The sequence below is a fragment of the Niallia sp. FSL W8-0177 genome, assembly GCF_038006285.1.
In the GTDB taxonomy this organism is placed as follows: Bacteria; Bacillota; Bacilli; order Bacillales; family Cytobacillaceae; genus Niallia; species Niallia circulans_A.
In genome coordinates, this window is sequence record NZ_JBBOUX010000001.1 from 1,790,594 (window position 1) to 1,805,994 (window position 15,401).

19 protein-coding genes are annotated in these 15,401 nt (G+C 35.1%); 9 read left to right on the forward strand and 10 right to left on the reverse strand.

Annotated features, from left to right (window positions below; all coding sequences use genetic code 11):
• Positions 1 to 11: 11 nt before the first annotated feature.
• Positions 12 to 737, forward strand: a complete 726-nt coding sequence (locus NST77_RS08710; protein ID WP_123257704.1) for an MBL fold metallo-hydrolase — start codon at positions 12 to 14, stop codon at positions 735 to 737.
• A gap of 171 nt (positions 738 to 908) precedes the next feature.
• Here NST77_RS08710 and NST77_RS08715 read toward each other — a convergent pair whose 3' ends face one another.
• Positions 909 to 1,532: a LysE family translocator gene (locus tag NST77_RS08715; RefSeq protein WP_095328837.1), complete on the reverse strand. Its 624-nt coding sequence runs from the start codon at positions 1,530 to 1,532 to the stop codon at positions 909 to 911.
• Positions 1,533 to 1,773: 241 nt separating this feature from the next.
• Between NST77_RS08715 and NST77_RS08720 the strand changes: the two genes are divergently transcribed.
• The 4 genes from NST77_RS08720 to NST77_RS08735 all read left to right on the forward strand — a co-directional run bounded on the left by NST77_RS08720 (position 1,774) and on the right by NST77_RS08735 (position 4,678).
• The gene (locus NST77_RS08720; RefSeq protein ID WP_095328838.1) at positions 1,774 to 3,030 is read left to right on the forward strand and encodes a sensor domain-containing protein; all 1,257 of its coding nucleotides are present in this window, start codon (positions 1,774 to 1,776) and stop codon (positions 3,028 to 3,030) included.
• Between the two features lie 275 nt (positions 3,031 to 3,305).
• Positions 3,306 to 3,680: a hypothetical protein gene (locus NST77_RS08725; RefSeq protein WP_047940673.1), complete on the forward strand. Its 375-nt coding sequence runs from the start codon at positions 3,306 to 3,308 to the stop codon at positions 3,678 to 3,680.
• The gene (locus tag NST77_RS08730) at positions 3,677 to 4,228 is read left to right on the forward strand and encodes a hypothetical protein (RefSeq protein WP_123257706.1); all 552 of its coding nucleotides are present in this window, start codon (positions 3,677 to 3,679) and stop codon (positions 4,226 to 4,228) included. The genes NST77_RS08725 and NST77_RS08730 overlap by 4 nt, the downstream gene beginning before the upstream one ends.
• A 147-nt stretch (positions 4,229 to 4,375) precedes the next feature.
• Entirely contained in the window at positions 4,376 to 4,678 is a 303-nt protein-coding gene (locus tag NST77_RS08735; RefSeq protein ID WP_095328840.1) for a Parvovirus coat protein VP1-like protein, read from the forward strand.
• A 93-nt stretch (positions 4,679 to 4,771) separates the two neighbouring features.
• Here NST77_RS08735 and NST77_RS08740 read toward each other — a convergent pair whose 3' ends face one another.
• The 7 genes from NST77_RS08740 to NST77_RS08770 all read right to left on the reverse strand — a co-directional run bounded on the left by NST77_RS08740 (position 4,772) and on the right by NST77_RS08770 (position 9,876).
• Positions 4,772 to 5,242, reverse strand: coding sequence for a glycoside hydrolase domain-containing protein (locus NST77_RS08740; RefSeq protein WP_341122904.1), 471 nt, complete (start codon positions 5,240 to 5,242; stop codon positions 4,772 to 4,774).
• A 57-nt stretch (positions 5,243 to 5,299) separates the two neighbouring features.
• Complete coding sequence (gene tnpC, locus NST77_RS08745; RefSeq protein WP_169189603.1) at positions 5,300 to 6,895, reverse strand: IS66 family transposase; 1,596 nt, start codon at positions 6,893 to 6,895, stop codon at positions 5,300 to 5,302.
• 90 nt (positions 6,896 to 6,985) lie between these two features.
• The gene (gene tnpB, locus NST77_RS08750; RefSeq protein WP_139367959.1) at positions 6,986 to 7,339 is read right to left on the reverse strand and encodes an IS66 family insertion sequence element accessory protein TnpB; all 354 of its coding nucleotides are present in this window, start codon (positions 7,337 to 7,339) and stop codon (positions 6,986 to 6,988) included.
• Entirely contained in the window at positions 7,336 to 7,530 is a 195-nt protein-coding gene (locus NST77_RS08755; RefSeq protein ID WP_025908917.1) for a hypothetical protein, read from the reverse strand. Before NST77_RS08755 ends, tnpB begins: the two co-directional genes overlap by 4 nt.
• An 80-nt stretch (positions 7,531 to 7,610) precedes the next feature.
• On the reverse strand, positions 7,611 to 8,453 hold the full coding sequence (locus tag NST77_RS08760; RefSeq protein ID WP_341122905.1) for a hypothetical protein: 843 nt from the start codon (positions 8,451 to 8,453) through the stop codon (positions 7,611 to 7,613).
• 123 nt (positions 8,454 to 8,576) lie between these two features.
• Positions 8,577 to 9,527, reverse strand: a complete 951-nt coding sequence (locus NST77_RS08765; RefSeq protein WP_095328842.1) for an L-lactate dehydrogenase — start codon at positions 9,525 to 9,527, stop codon at positions 8,577 to 8,579.
• A gap of 130 nt (positions 9,528 to 9,657) precedes the next feature.
• Positions 9,658 to 9,876, reverse strand: coding sequence for a hypothetical protein (locus NST77_RS08770; protein ID WP_095328843.1), 219 nt, complete (start codon positions 9,874 to 9,876; stop codon positions 9,658 to 9,660).
• A gap of 191 nt (positions 9,877 to 10,067) precedes the next feature.
• On the opposite strand from NST77_RS08770, the gene NST77_RS08775 reads away from it, so the two are divergent.
• Positions 10,068 to 10,589: a GNAT family N-acetyltransferase gene (locus NST77_RS08775; protein WP_163186850.1), complete on the forward strand. Its 522-nt coding sequence runs from the start codon at positions 10,068 to 10,070 to the stop codon at positions 10,587 to 10,589.
• 47 nt (positions 10,590 to 10,636) lie between these two features.
• On the opposite strand, the gene NST77_RS08780 is transcribed toward NST77_RS08775, so the two are convergent.
• Both NST77_RS08780 and NST77_RS08785 read right to left on the reverse strand, forming a co-directional pair.
• Positions 10,637 to 11,479, reverse strand: a complete 843-nt coding sequence (locus NST77_RS08780) for a TIGR03943 family putative permease subunit (RefSeq protein WP_341122906.1) — start codon at positions 11,477 to 11,479, stop codon at positions 10,637 to 10,639.
• Positions 11,480 to 11,494: 15 nt separating this feature from the next.
• Positions 11,495 to 12,361, reverse strand: a complete 867-nt coding sequence (locus tag NST77_RS08785; protein ID WP_095328846.1) for a permease — start codon at positions 12,359 to 12,361, stop codon at positions 11,495 to 11,497.
• A 187-nt stretch (positions 12,362 to 12,548) separates the two neighbouring features.
• Here NST77_RS08785 and NST77_RS08790 point away from each other — a divergent pair, with 187 nt between their 5' ends.
• The 3 genes from NST77_RS08790 (at position 12,549) to NST77_RS08800 (ending at position 15,335) form a co-directional block, all read left to right on the forward strand.
• Positions 12,549 to 13,805 (forward strand): polysaccharide deacetylase family protein, encoded by a 1,257-nt coding sequence (locus NST77_RS08790; protein WP_341122907.1) that lies wholly within the window; start codon positions 12,549 to 12,551, stop codon positions 13,803 to 13,805.
• A 123-nt stretch (positions 13,806 to 13,928) separates the two neighbouring features.
• A complete protein-coding gene (locus tag NST77_RS08795) occupies positions 13,929 to 14,345 on the forward strand; it encodes an RrF2 family transcriptional regulator (RefSeq protein ID WP_123257710.1) in 417 nt (138 codons plus the stop codon).
• Positions 14,346 to 14,438: 93 nt separating this feature from the next.
• Positions 14,439 to 15,335: an NAD(P)/FAD-dependent oxidoreductase gene (locus tag NST77_RS08800; protein ID WP_123257711.1), complete on the forward strand. Its 897-nt coding sequence runs from the start codon at positions 14,439 to 14,441 to the stop codon at positions 15,333 to 15,335.
• Positions 15,336 to 15,401: the final 66 nt, after the last annotated feature.

Here is a 15,401-nt window from a genome sequence, read left to right on the forward strand (position 1 = left end):
GGAACAATATTATGGCAGAATTAAAAGGAATAGAGATCTTGACGATTGAAAAAAATTCCTTTGTCATTCACCCAACCCTTATATGGGATGAAAAACAAACCTTATTAATAGATACAGGAATGCCGGGGTATATGGAAGATATAAATTTAGCGATGGCCAAAGCAAATAAATCCTTGGAGGACTTAACGGGAATTTTGTTAACACACCAAGACATTGATCATATAGGTAGCTTACCAGAAATATTAACCGCATGTACGCAGCATTTAACGATTTACGCACATGAAGGAGATATACCTTTTATAGAAGGGGATATACCTTTATTAAAAGCAAATCCTGATAATTTTAACGAAAAAGAATGGAAATCACTTCCTGATTCATTAAAATTTATTTATCTCCATCCACCTAAAGCAAAAGTTACTGCTTCTCTACAGAATAATCAACTATTAGACATAGATGGAGGTATAGAGATAATTCATACACCTGGTCATACACCAGGGCATATTAGCCTGTTTCATAAAAGATCTGGTACTTTAATTGCTGGAGATGCCTTAATAGCTGCCAATGGTCGCTTGCAGCACCCAAATCCAGTACATACACCAAATATGAAGCTAGCGATTCAATCCCTCAAAAAGTTTTTAGCTTATCCAATTAAACAAGTCGTTTGCTTTCATGGAGGAATGGTTACAGAAAATATCCAAGAGCAATTAGAAGGTTTGGTTCAAACGAAAACTCTTTAAAAATAGTGCACTATTAGAAATAATCCTAAAAATGCTTTACATACTTTTAGGAGATATTTCTAATAGTCACTTTCCCTTTCACTTAGTCTATTATTTAAACCACAAAGGTTTTGCTTCTCCATGTAGACAAGGAAAAGGGATTCTACTGGAGAATAAAAGAAACAGCCGACATTATAAAAAGAACTGAATTCCGCGAATCCCAAAATAACCTCCAAACAAAACAAGAATCAGGCCAGAAATTCTACTAACAAAAGTGATTAGCTGTTCAGATACGACATTTCGGAAAAAACTGGACAGCACCGATACGGTAATATCCCAGATTGCTACGCCAAATAACATGCATCCCGTATATAGAAGTACCGTGCTTGTACTAAAATTATGTATAGTAGAGGCTAAAATAGATCCATATATTCCTAACCAGAAGATAATCGATAACGGATTCATAATACTCATCAGCAATCCTGTAACAAATGACCGAAGCATAGAATTATTGTCTTTACCCCTACTTGATATAGTGCTAGTTTTAGTCATGACTCCTTCTATTCCTGTGTAGATGAGGACAAATGCACCGAACAACCAAAGAAAGGTTTGAACAATTGGGATATTAGCCAATTTTGCCACGCCAAAGTATACGAGAATGATAAAGAATACATCACCTAAGAGAGAACCTAGCGACAGAACCCAAGCATGGTGAAATCCATACCTAAGTCCTCTGTTTATAACCGCCGCATTTACTGGCCCTATCGGGGCTGCTAATGATAAACCCAAGGCAATATAATATAAAATACTGTCCATAAAGATCCTCCTAATATAAACGTCTATAATTAACGTATTCAATAAGGAGAGCATGTACCACATTTTTAGAAAACTTTTTCCATTCATAATTGGATTGTCTATATTTTGCAAAAGCAAAATCGAATAGTAAGTACTTCTATTGAAAGAGAGGACATCTTTTAATAATAGACTGACAATGATATAATATTAAAAAAGAAAATACCTATTTGCCTATAATTATTTTTTAGTAGGAGACATAACTATGAATGAAAATGATACGCCATCTCTTGATTTTTTTCGCATGCTTGTTGAACATGTAAGTGACTGGATATGGCAATTAAACGAACATTGGCAATTTACGTATTCCAATTCAATCGTTGAAGACATATTAGGTTATTCATCTGCTGAAATACTTGGGCAATCTCTGTTTTCTTATATTAAAGCAGATGAAATTCCAACATTAAAAACAATATTTTCAACCGCTAAGGAACATAGCAAAATTCTCCATAATATGGACTTCACCATGATACACCGAAATGGCTATGATGTATTGATCGAAACAAATGCGAAGCCTATAATAAATAGTCAAAACAAAGCAATCGGATATAGAGGAATCAATCGAGATATTACCTTATGGAAGAAAAATCAAGAGCGTCAGCAACAATTACTAGATATAATTGAGGCTTCTCCAGATTTTATAGCGACGGCAGACAGTAAAGGAAATACCACTTATTTAAATCCTTCTGCTCGATTCTTTCTTGGCATTTCTGAAAGTACGGAAGACTTGCAATCTGTGAATGCACAACTTTGGACAAATAAATTTGTTGAATTAAATGAAAACGGCATTTCAAACGAAAAAAGTATATGGCAAGGAGAAAATGTCCTATGCAACGCACTCGGGAAACAAGTTCCTGTATCGCAAACTATTGTCAGTCATAAAGCTACCTATCAAAATGTTCATTTTCTTTCCACCATTGCAAGAGATATATCAGAAAGAAAGGCATATGAAGCAATTATTAAACGCCAAGCACTATACGATACATTAACAGAACTGCCTAATAGACGCTATTTATATAAAACCATGACTGAATTAATAGAAGTCCAGAATGAAAGCCATTCATTTGCTTTACTGTTTATAGACATTGATGACTTTAAACAAATAAATGATTCATTAGGACACAAATACGGTGATCGAGCATTGAAGCTGATTGCAGCTAGGATGAAAGGATCAATCAGAGAAACAGATTTTTTATGTCGTTTGGGTGGAGATGAATTTATTCTTCTCATTAAGGATATGAATACAGAACATGAATTAGAAAATTACGCCAAGAGAATACTTGCTATCTTTAATCATCCTCTTCGAATGGACAATAAACTTTATTCTATATCTTGCAGTATCGGTATCAGTATCTATCCATATCATGGGAAAGATATCGAAACATTAATGCAAAATGCTGATAAAATTATGTATCATATGAAAAAATCAGGGAAAAACGGATATCAAATAACTAAACAATAAAAAATTTGATTCAAAGGCAAATGTCTTTGGGTCTTTTTGTTCATAGGTACAAGGACCCGCTATTAAAATCTATCTTTAAATACTTTCGATGATTCTTGGAAAATTCAATTGGCAGAAGGGCTGTTTGCAACTATTTTCATATAATAAAAGTTGCATAATTATCCCAACTTATCTAACTATTGAAGGATTTTGTAGAATATCATCGAAAAATAATGAAAAAGAATGTATAATAGGTACTTAGGAAAGTAGATTCTGAAAGAGGGAGGATCTTTAAAATGGAATGGACACTAGCCATATTGTTTATTGCAGCAGCCATTTTGCTCATTACTTCCGTAATTAAAGCAAAACAAACGTCAAAATCAGAGCAACGTGAAATAGATGTAATTCACCTTTCTGTGATGGAAGAAATAGCACAGTTGCAAAAACAAATACGCCATCTTGAGTTGGACATAGAAATATTAGAAAAACAAACAGGCGTTCAGCTAGCTTCTAAAGACCGAATGGTTTTACGAGAAGTGCTTGACTTGCATAGACGTAAGTATTCAGTTGAAACAATTGCAGCTCAAAAAAAGCTTACTCAAGCTGAAGTAGAAGAAATGTTAGCTCCTTACTTAACTGGAAAAGAGGAAAGGAGAAGTGTTTTACAATGAAGCCATCAATAATTACCAGCTTCGCAGCGGGGGTTCTTTTAGCGACTTCTGTTAGTGGCATTGTCTATTTTTCTACGAAGGATGATACAGCGAATGCTAAAACAAACAATAATGTCCAAAAAGTAGATAAAGTAGCAAGTGATGCAGCAAATACGCCAACTGTTGAAGAAATGAAAGATATCTTAACAAGCAGTGGCTATGTCGTTCAAACTTCTGATGAAGCAAAGAAAAAAGAAGATGATGTGAAGAAACAAGCATCTAAATCTAATACTTCTGAAGAAAAGAAAGATGACAAAGACAAAAAAGAAGAAGATAAGAAAAAAGAGGAAGTTAAAACAGTTACTGTTAAAGTTTCAAGTGGTATGACTAGTTATGATGTAGGAAGCATTTTACATGATGAAAAAATCATTAAAGAAAGTGCCTTAGAATTCTCGCAAAAAGTAGATAAAAAAGGCGTAGCAGAATACTTAAAACTAGGATCGTTTAAAATTAAAAGCGATATGTCAACCGACGAAATTATTTCCACTATCTTCAAAAAAAGAAGTTAACTTATAAAAGCTTGTCCGAAGTTTTCCTTTGGACAAGCTTTTATTTTTTATGAAACAATTTTTCATATGGAAGTTTTCCTTTTTAGATTGATTCCCCAAGCTATTTCATACAAGCATCATAATCTATACAGAAGGGAGAATCAGAAAATGCCAAAAAAAAGAAGGAAAAGAAATCCGATTAAACTATGCTTGCCTGGCGGATATCGATATTGCGGACCCGGCTGCAGTGGCCCTGGTGCACCGATCAATTATGTTGACTCCTGTTGTCGAAGGCATGATCAATGTGTAGAGACATATGGTTCTTGTCGCTATTGTGACGAAAAATTACTCCATTGTGTCCAATCAAAATCTAGAGAACGAACTCAAGAAGGGAAGACAGCCAGACTGATCTCTGACTTCATGCGATTTCGACTGGAAATCAATGGCGGATGGAGAGGCAGACGCTTATAAGTTCCTATAACGCGGCATCGGTGATTTTCATTTCTAGATTTAAAAAATGGACATCTTACTTTTCGAATTATTCGTTAGTAAGATGTCCATTTTTTATTGTTTCCATAATACATTTGTCAGTTTGCTGTCGAATAGATTAGTATCTATATTACATGTCTGATCATTAATACCATATTGCCAGCCATAGGCAAGCGACTCTTCCGGTGCATCCACTTTAAATTTGGGAGCATCTTCTTCTGTAGTTATCCCAATATTAGGAGAGGCAGACCATAGAAATGTATTATCTTTTATTTCCTCTTTGTTTTTTACAGCTTCATTAAAGGAAACAGTTAACGCTTCATCTTTATCAAAAATACCATAAATAGCAGGCTTATAGATAGATTTACTAACTTCGGCATACCAACCTTCTATAAAGGCGGCATCCACAGGATAATTGGGTTCTATATCCGCAAAAATAGCTACACCATCTGGGGCTCCAAGCTCCTTAGCCAACTCAATTGCCTTCTTCGCTTCACTTACACCATTATCATAGTAAGCCCGAAATAAAAAACAGCGTACCTTCATGGTACGCATGATAAATAGCCGTATTTTTATGATTTTTTATCAAAAATACGGCCTCATCTATCTTCTATTACATGTTGCTTGAATCATTTTAGACCAAGGCATGTATTGATCTAGAATTTCAGGATTTTGATGGATGCCGATATTCGGTAGATCCGTCAAAAGTTTCTTTATATATTCATAGAAATCAATGCCATTACTTTTTGCAGTTTCTGCGATACTCAAACAGATGGCATTCGCTTTTGCACCGGCTTCACTAACACTAAAGAGCCAATTTTTTCGACCAATGACATTGGGGCGGATGGCGTTTTCGGCTGGATTATTATCAATCTCAATGCGGCCATCGTTCAAGAATGCTCTAAGCCCATTTGCTCGATTCAACGTATATTCAGCTGCCTTTGCGAGGGCATTTTTTCCGTAGAATGGTGATGTTTCAATCCAGTTAAGAAATTTGTCAACGATTGGCTTCGAGTATTTTTGGCGTTTTTTTCTGCGCTTGCTCGGAGACAAATGTTTAAATTTCCTTTCTAGTCGATATAATTCATCACAATACTTCACACCAACTTGGCCATTCTTACTGTCGGCTTTCAACCAATAACGACGAACATGTGCCCAACAATTTGCGAAGGTAATTCCGCCAATCTTATCATAGGCAGAGTAACCATCACAAATAATTGTACCGGAATACCCCTCCGTGAAACTTTCAAGGACGGACCGAGCCCGTGATAAAGAGCTTTGAAATAGAATAATCAAGGGACCTTGGCTTGGCACACTTCGATATACCCAGTTATAGGCATTGGATTGACCAGATTTCCCATCAGAACGATGAATAATTTGGGAATACGTTTCGTCGACATGTAGAACAGACTTAAACATCATCAACTCTTTCATTCGTTCATAAATAGGTAGTAGCCAATCATGTGCTGCATGTATGACCCAATTAGAAAGATTTTTATCATTCGTATCTAGACCATAACGTGACCATTCCTTGACCTGGCGGTAAAGGGGTAAGTATTGCGCAAATTTATCATAGATGACTTTCGCAAGCACGCTAGGGCTTGCGATGCTACGTTGAATCGGTGGCTGTGGTGCTTTTCCACGCTTAATTTGTGCGGATTGTGATGCATCACTTTTGCAGTTCCTACATTCGTAGGCATGTTCAATATGCTGTACTTTCATCATTTTTGCGGGAATAAATGTAGCTTCTTCACGGACAACCGTTCCGCCGATTTCAACCATTTGATGTTGACAACAGTCACAGATGGTATTGTCTGGATGATGATGGATCGCTTCTATTTCTACATCATCTCGCAATGAATCATTTCTCTTTTTCTTCTGGATGTTTCGAACAACAGTATAAGAAATCGTCTGTTGGCTTTGTTCTTCTGTGTGCTCAGAATCAGTAAAAGACGGGTCATCCTCAAATAAGGACACTTGCCCGTCGGGCGTATTGTATTTGGATTTTTCTGTTTTAGAGCCATATAAGAGTTTTGTTAAATGTTGAAGTTGTTGCGTCAACGATTCAATCTGTTTCAATGATTGATCCAACTTTTTCGATAACTTTTTATTTTGTTGATTCGAATGAGCTAATTGTTCTTCAAGCAGTCGAATTAATTTCTCATCTTTACTTTTGTTATTAGAAGAAGCGTTCGACACAACATTCACTACTTTCCGTTCAGTTTCGTTCCTCCTATTATAATCAGTTTGAATAGTGAAATAAAGATAAAAGTACCAACTTGAACGATTTTAGAACGCGCCTTTTAGTGATGGTTGAATGGCTTTTGGTTGCTGAATGGATAACCCTTCAAGTAACCATCGGAGCTCCTGTTGTGAAAGATTACGTACTTCATTTTCATCTTTTGGCCATTGAAGTTTTCCACTATCTAAACGCTTATAAAGCATGGCGAAGCCATCGCCATCAAAATACAGACATTTGTAGCGATCTTTACTCCATCCTGAAAATAAGAAAATGGAATCGCCATATGGATCAAGTTCGAAAGAATCTTGAATCAGTGTGGCAAGCCCGTCTATGCCTTTTCGCATATCGGTCTTTCCGCAAATGATGTAGATATTTTTCACACTTGTATAATCGTATTTCACAGATGTTTCAACTCCCTCATAACGGTTTGGATAACGTGCTCACCTACGCCGCCATAGAAGGATATTTCCGCGTTTGCCGTTTTGATCGTGCAAATGCTTATTGAAGGATCTTTTGAAGAAGTGGATGATAAAGAATGTTTAGTATCTGGGTGTAGTGTGACGGGGACAATCGTTAATTTTTGTTGTGGCATAAGACATGCACCTCCTTTGATTCATACATGTATCGTACCAGAAGGTGCTGCGTGTTTATATGCGTTGTTTGAATGGGGGCTTACTTATCATACCCTGTTGCGTCTGTAAACCCATTATATATTAGTAAGATATCCGCTTCATTGGAATGAATTAAATCGACTTGATCTGCCGTCAAGCCATGAGAAACACCTTCATTTGTTCCTAGATAGCGTGCAATCACTCTAGGATTTCCAAAGTTATCTCTTACACAAGCAAGAAAATCCTGTGTTGTTTCACTTGCAGAATCAATTCCCCATAAATAGGATGTTTTTTCCTTGTTTTCCTCATTTCCGTTTGTTTCTTTCCCGTCGTTTTCCTCCTTACCATTATCTTCTTTATTATTTCCGTTGTCGTTTGTATCTCCATTATCATTATTGGAAGATTCTTTCTTCCCATTTGTATTAACTTCATTGGAGACATTAACGTCCACATTTAAATCTAAATCATTCAATATATTATTCGCTAGCTCTGCTTTATTACTAGAGAGAATATTATTCGTAATATTATTATTGGTCGTACCATTTACCTGTCCTTTTAACAAGTTTTCAATAGCATTATTAATAGTAACAGATGCTTCGTTTTCTGTCTTATTTTCAATACTATTATCAATTGTTGCTTCTTTATCTTCTAAATCATTTTTCACCTTATTTTCTATTGTTGCTTTAGATTCGCCACTCACTATATTTTGTATATTGTTTGTTACAGAAATATTAACATTGCCTTGACCGCTTTCCGTTGTGACATTACTTTCGGAATTAACTGAATTGCCTTTTTCTTTGTCCGCTTCCACTTTATTTGCTTGAAAAAGCAAAACAGTAACAATTCCAGAAAAAAGAATCAAGAAAGTAGCAGCTGCTATAAGAAGGTATTTCTTCCAATCCATTCTGTCACACCTTTCCTAATTTACTTACTTTATAAAGTATGTAAATTAGGGAATTTGGGTGTGGGCTATTTTTGGAGAGAATATCTTATCATTGCAGCTACAGCTAACAGAGGAATTAGATTATTAGCTAAAGTGCGGTTTGAGAATATCTTTTAAAACAGCAGCGCTTTGATGAAATTTTTCTTGTTCATCTGAAGCTAATTCCAACTCAACAACTTCTCGTATTCCCTCTCTATTTATAACAGCAGGAACACCTATATAGACATCCTTTTCCCCATATTGACCATCCAAATAGGCAGAAACCGTTAATACACTATTTTCATTACTTAAGATTGCTTTTGTTATCCGTACAAGTCCCATCGCAATTCCGTAATAGGTTGCCCCTTTTCCTTCAATGATTTTGTATGCCGCATCCCGTACATTCACAAAAATATTATCTAAATCTTCCATTTTATAATGAGCAGCTCTTTTCATTAACTTATAAACCGGGATACCAGCAACATCTGCCGAGCTGTAGGCAGGTAGTTCACTATCCCCATGTTCACCAATAATATAGGCATGTACACTAGTTGGGGCAACTTTAAAATAATCTCCTAGTAAATAGCGAAATCTTGCGGTATCTAATATCGTACCAGAGCCAATGACTTGATTTTTCGGTAAACCACTATAGCGCCAAGTAGCATAGGTTAAAATATCTACTGGGTTTGTGGCAACTAAAAATATTCCATTAAATCCACTTGCCATTACTTGTTCGACAATGGATTTAAAGATTTTTAAATTTTTTTCCACTAAATCAAGACGTGTTTCTCCTGGTTTTTGATTGGCTCCTGCACATATGACAACTAAATCCATTTCAGCACAGTCTTTATATTCCCCATATTTAATACTGATTGGATTAGGGGCAAATACCTTGCCATGATTCAAATCCATTACATCGCCAAATGCTTTGTTCTTATTTAGATCAATTAATAATAGTTCATCGACAATTCCTTGATTCATTAAAGCAAATGCATAGCTAGATCCAACAAACCCAGTGCCGATTAATGCTACACGACTAACTTTATTACTTAACATTTTCTACTCTCCTTTTAAACCATTTATTAAATAGCGTTTGTCTATCACTTGTGAATTATGTATTTTATACAAAGTGGACTGAAATCATAAAAAAGAAGACATCATGCATATGATATCTCCTTTACAATATCTAACGCTTTCTTTTTTTATTATCTGTTGCAAGTACGGCTTTTTTTACCACCTTTTCAAATTCCACATTTACTTGATATACTTCTTCTTTTAGTTGATTCACGGAAAGGATCTTGCCTTTTCGTCCCTTTATTTTTACTGGTTCATCAATATTCGGTATGTCTTGCCGTAATTGGGTTAATACATTGGTACTATTTTCAAAATAATGGACAGTAATCATTCATTATCGCTCCTTTAAAGGAAGTTTTTTCGGATATTAAAATTAATATGGATAAAGGAAATAATTTAGAACGATAAACATGCTAGGCATTGGAAAGACAAACTTCCATTCATTTAAAAATATTTTCAAACAAACTTACTTGATCTTCGCTTATAATAAGAAAAGAATAAACAAAGGTGAGGGAACCATATATGAACATTTCCTTTAAAAAAATAGATAATCCAACTGATCAATTAATTTCTTGTTTAAATAAGTGGGAAAATGATCCAAGACTTATCCCATTCATTCATCCTTGCAGAGATAAAGAGGATGCAGAAAACCGCGTACTTGTCACAATAGAGGATATAACAAAACGTTTAACCAATTACCATATGTATGCTATTTATTTAGATGATATACTTATTGGAGAAATGAATTATACGATTGATCCCGTCCATTTATATAAAAAAGAACAGGGGACCGCCTGGATCGCTATTACAATCGGCGAAGAAGTTGCAAGAGGAAAAGGGATCGGCTCAACATCATTAATCTACTTAGAAGAGCAGATCAAAAAACAAGGATTTAACAGGATTGAATTAGGCGTATTTGAATTTAATAAAAACGCATATAAATTATATAAAAAGCTTGGATACCAAGAAATCGGCAAAAATAAATTCTTCACTTATTATCAAGATAGAATGTGGGATGATATTCGCATGGAAAAATATATATGAAAAAAAGGAGAGAAATGCTGCATATATGCAAACATTCTCTCCTTTTTTTAATACTGTCTATATACATAAGGATCATCTGGCTGATTAATGGACTTCCAATCTGTAACTTTAAGAATCGGAATGGTTTTCTTAAATGGTTGATAGTACACTGTTTCAAGCTTACCTGTTACTTGAAGCCATTGGTCATTCTCTCTTTTCAATTCATCCGGAATATCAAGAAGCATTCCAAAAACACCCGCATCTGCAATACAATGGATAATACCAAAACGCAGGAGGAACAGCTGATTATTGGTTAAATCCTCTTCCTTGTAAGTAAAGCCTGTCAATGTAATTTTTCTATCCATAAATTGTCCTGGGTAATTATAAATTGTTTCCAAATCATTTAAAAAATTATCTTCCCCTAGTTTAATTTCAGGGAGATTCTTTATTTTATCTAAGCCTTTATCCATCACTTCTACATAGCCTTCTTTGCCATAATAGCTACTCGTATTCGGCTGCAGGAATTGATGCTGACTATATTCATCTCCTTCATCATATGCAGGGAAGTAGAGTCCTTTTTTCTCCACAATATTCGAATCAAGAGTAGCCACTGGAAGGATTAAACCAGTAAGAATAGGAATAAGCAAGGTTATAATCGTTAATCCACGTTTCCACCAACTATTTTCTTCATGAGCATGATCATGTCCACAATGATTACACGATTCATCATGTGTATGTTTATCTTTTTTTACATAGTTATAGACACATATAATTGTAAAGAGAACAAATATATAGATAGCAGACTCTGAAATATAAGCATATTTCATATTAATATATTTTGAAATATCGCCTGTTGCATGTAAATGTAGAAATAAATAAGTAAAGCCTATTAATACAAATATTCGAAACATGTTTTTTTCACCTCTTTATAGAAAAATTGTTACGAGAAACACGCAAACTGTAATAAGGCCTGTTAATAGAATGACAAACTTGGCTTTAAAAGTGCTTAGCATCATCAATGTATTTTTGATATCCAACATAGGACCAAACACTAGGAAAGCAAGAATAGAACCTTCAGAGAAGCTGTTTCTAAAGCTCGCTGCAACAAAAGCATCTGCTTGGGAACAAAGACTTAGTATGTACGCAAGTCCCATCATCACAAGATGAGAGGAAGCCTGTCCGGTTCCTATTGAGACTAGGGTGGAAGTCTTGACTAAAGTTTGTACTGCTGCAGCAATAAACGAGCCGATAACTAAGTATTTTCCAACAGAGAAAAATTCATCGATCGAATGTTTGAACATTGCTTCGATTCGGTCTTTAAAAGAATGAAAGTGCACATGTTCAATCACATGACTTTTCAACGGAGATTGCTTTACTGATTTATGCAGAGCAAGTCCAACAAGAATGGAACAAACAAGCGCCAATACAGAACGAAGAATTACCATTCTCCAGCTATTCCCGAAAGCAACATATGTCGAGAACATAACTACTGGATTAATAATCGGTCCGGTAAGCATAAAGGCAATACTGGCAGGAACCGGTACTCCTTTTAAAATTAACCGCCTTGTAATAGGAATAATTCCACATTCGCATGCTGGGATAATGCTTCCAACTAAAGAAGCAAATAAAATGGCCAGTATTGGATTTTTCGGCATCATTTTTGCAATAAGTTCCTCTGAGACAAAAATTTCGATTATTCCCGAAATAAGAACCCCAATTAGAATAAAGGGCAATGCCTCAATGATAATACTGATAAAAATCGTATTTAATTGTAATAAGGTTTCCATATTCATTTTTTAAACACCTACTTTTTTGGTAAAAATCAGAAAGTCATCATTATAAAGAAGATTTATTAAAATCAGATGAAAATAAAAGAGAATCACAACAAATGATAATTATGTATTGCAAACGAATACACGAACCTTTACATTAAATAGTAGGAAAGCAGGAAGGAAGTGAAAAAAGCTGAAGAGAAAGCTTTTGCTCTATTTGGTCGCACTATCACAATCTGTTTTCATTGTGGCATGTAGTGCTCCGTTACCAGAAGACCCAGTAAATCTTAAACAGAGTCATATAAATCCAGAACAAAAGAATTGGCAGTTAACTTCTGACTTTATAACTGTTCTAGTAGAAGCTGCAAAAAAAGGCATGACGGATACAAGTTCCTTTAATGTCTTTACCAGTACCATCGAACAAGTAATTAGCCAATGGGGAGAACCGGATCAAACAGATCAAGTAGGAGATGGATACTATGCCATCTATAAGGAAAAGGATACCGTGTTTGGCTATACTGCCAAAGGCGATATTTATGATGTTCGTTCCAATAAAAAGCGATTAAATAGATTATCTCTATCAGATTTAAAAAAGAAAATAGGGGACCCAGCAGAAATTAGAATAGGGGACGGCGAACAAATAATTGTCTATAACCTTAGTGAAGATATTCAGCTTAAGTTTATTATATTAAATAAAACCAATAGGGTAGAACATTTATCTGTCTATCACAAACCTAGAAGTATACAAGAGGAATATACCTTAACTATCCAAGGCGAATCTAATCAACTTACCAATAAACAATGGGAAATGATGCAAAACTGGAGGAGGGAGATCGTGAAATTCCAAGAGAATAAAGCAAATGTATACCTCAATGGGCGGAATGAAAAGAAAATTTCTTTAACCTTTGATGATGGACCTGATGATAGCATTACACCAAGAATCATTGAAATATTACAGCAATATAAAGTGAAAGGGAATTTTTTCTTTATCGGCAGTGAAGCAGAAAAACATCCGCAAGTTGTAAAAAATGCTTATAAAAATGGGAATTTAGTTTTGAGTCATAGCTATCATCATGTTGACTTATCTGTTTTAGATAAGGAACAGCAATTAGAGGAAATAACACGAGCAGGTAGCGCTCTTCAATCGCTTATTGGAAAAGAACCTGCAATGATTCGCCCACCATATGGAGAAACAAATGAAACGCTAATGAAAAATGCTGAACTAAAAGGATATTCTATTATCATTTGGTCCATCGATACACTTGATTGGTCACAAATGGAGGCAGACAATATTATTAGAAATGTCACCAACCATTTGCGAAACGGCGATATTATTTTAATGCATTCAGATTCAGAAAAAACAGAAACAGCAAAGGCATTACCGAAAATAATTGAAGCTATTCAGGAAAGAGACTTTCAAATAGTCGGACTGGATGAATTACTAGGGATAGAGGCATACCAGTAAATAGGAAGGGAGTTCTCCTTAATAAAAGGAAATTCCCTCTAAAACTTGTTTTCTTCACTCTCTTTCTATATAATCAATTATAGACATTAAAGGTCTTTAATATATCCGTAAAGAGGTAGTATGATGAAATATTCAAGAGCAACGAATTATGCATTACACACAATGGTCTATTTAACCCTTGCAACAAAAGGGAAAACGGTAGGAGTAGATCAATTAGCCAAAATCCAAGATTTATCACCAACATATCTATCGAAAATATTAACCAAACTTGTTAAAGCAGGCTTAATTGAGTCAACACCAGGTGTTAATGGCGGTTATCGTATTATAAAACAGGCCGAGGAAATTTCTTTTTTAGATGTTATTACAGCTATTGAGGGAAAGACATCTTTGTTTACCTGTTCATTGGAACATGATGATAGAAAAAACGGCGAATGCTTAATTGAAAATGTCATGTTAGAGGCTGAAACAAAGATGCGTGAACATTTAAGCCAAAAATATATACGCGATATTGCTAATCAAATTGAACATAATGCTAAGTAAAACATAAAGGTGATAACTCATCTTTATTTTTAGTCTAATTACGGATATTAAGAGTCTTTAATATATGTTATTCTTATTGAGGAGGAAAAAGTATTGTTAGATTGTATTGTAATAGGTGGAGGCCCAGCCGGTTTAAATGCATCACTTGTTCTTGGAAGAGCACGAATGAAAACGATCTTATTCGACGACGATAAACCTAGAAATTCCGTTACCCAAGAATCCCATGGTTTCATAACAAGAGACGGTATTAAGCCTTCCCAATTTAAGCAACTTGGGAAAGAAGAATTAAAAAAATATCCCGATGTATTCTTTAAACACCAACAAGTTACAGAGATTAAAAAGGTAAATAAATACTTCATCATTTTCACTGATCAAAATGAATCATATCAGGCAAAGAAAATTATATTATCTACTGGACTGATTGATATTCTGCCCGATATTGCTGGCTTGCATCATTTTTATGGAAAAAGCATATATAGTTGTCCATTTTGTGATGGGTGGGAACTTAAAGATCGAGCTTTAGCAGTATTGGCAGAAAATGATCATGCTTTTCATTTAACTAAATTGCTTTTTAATTGGAGTAAAAACCTTATCGTTTGCACAAACGGCAAGAAGATACTTACAAAAGAGCAACTTGACATGCTAAATAACAAAAATATTAAAGTAATCGAACATGAAATAGACAGGCTGTACGGTGATAAGGGACAATTGCAAAAGATTATCTTTAAAAATGGGGAAGAGGTTGATAGAGAAGGAGGCTTTGTCACAGCCGAACTTCAACAAGCCGTTCCCTTTGCTGAAGCACTTGGATGTACATTAAATAAGATGGGTGGAGTGGAAACCGATGCTCTTGGGCGAACTAATATAGAAGGAGTATACGCAAGTGGAGATAATACTCTACTAACACCACCACAGTTAATAAACGCTGCAAGCCAAGGCAGCAGAGCTGCTTCAGGAGTAATAGCTGACTTAATTAATGAGGAATTTTAAGAAGTAAAAAACAAGAGAATGTAACTCAGCATTAGCTAGATTCTTGTCTTTCTCATTACCAATACC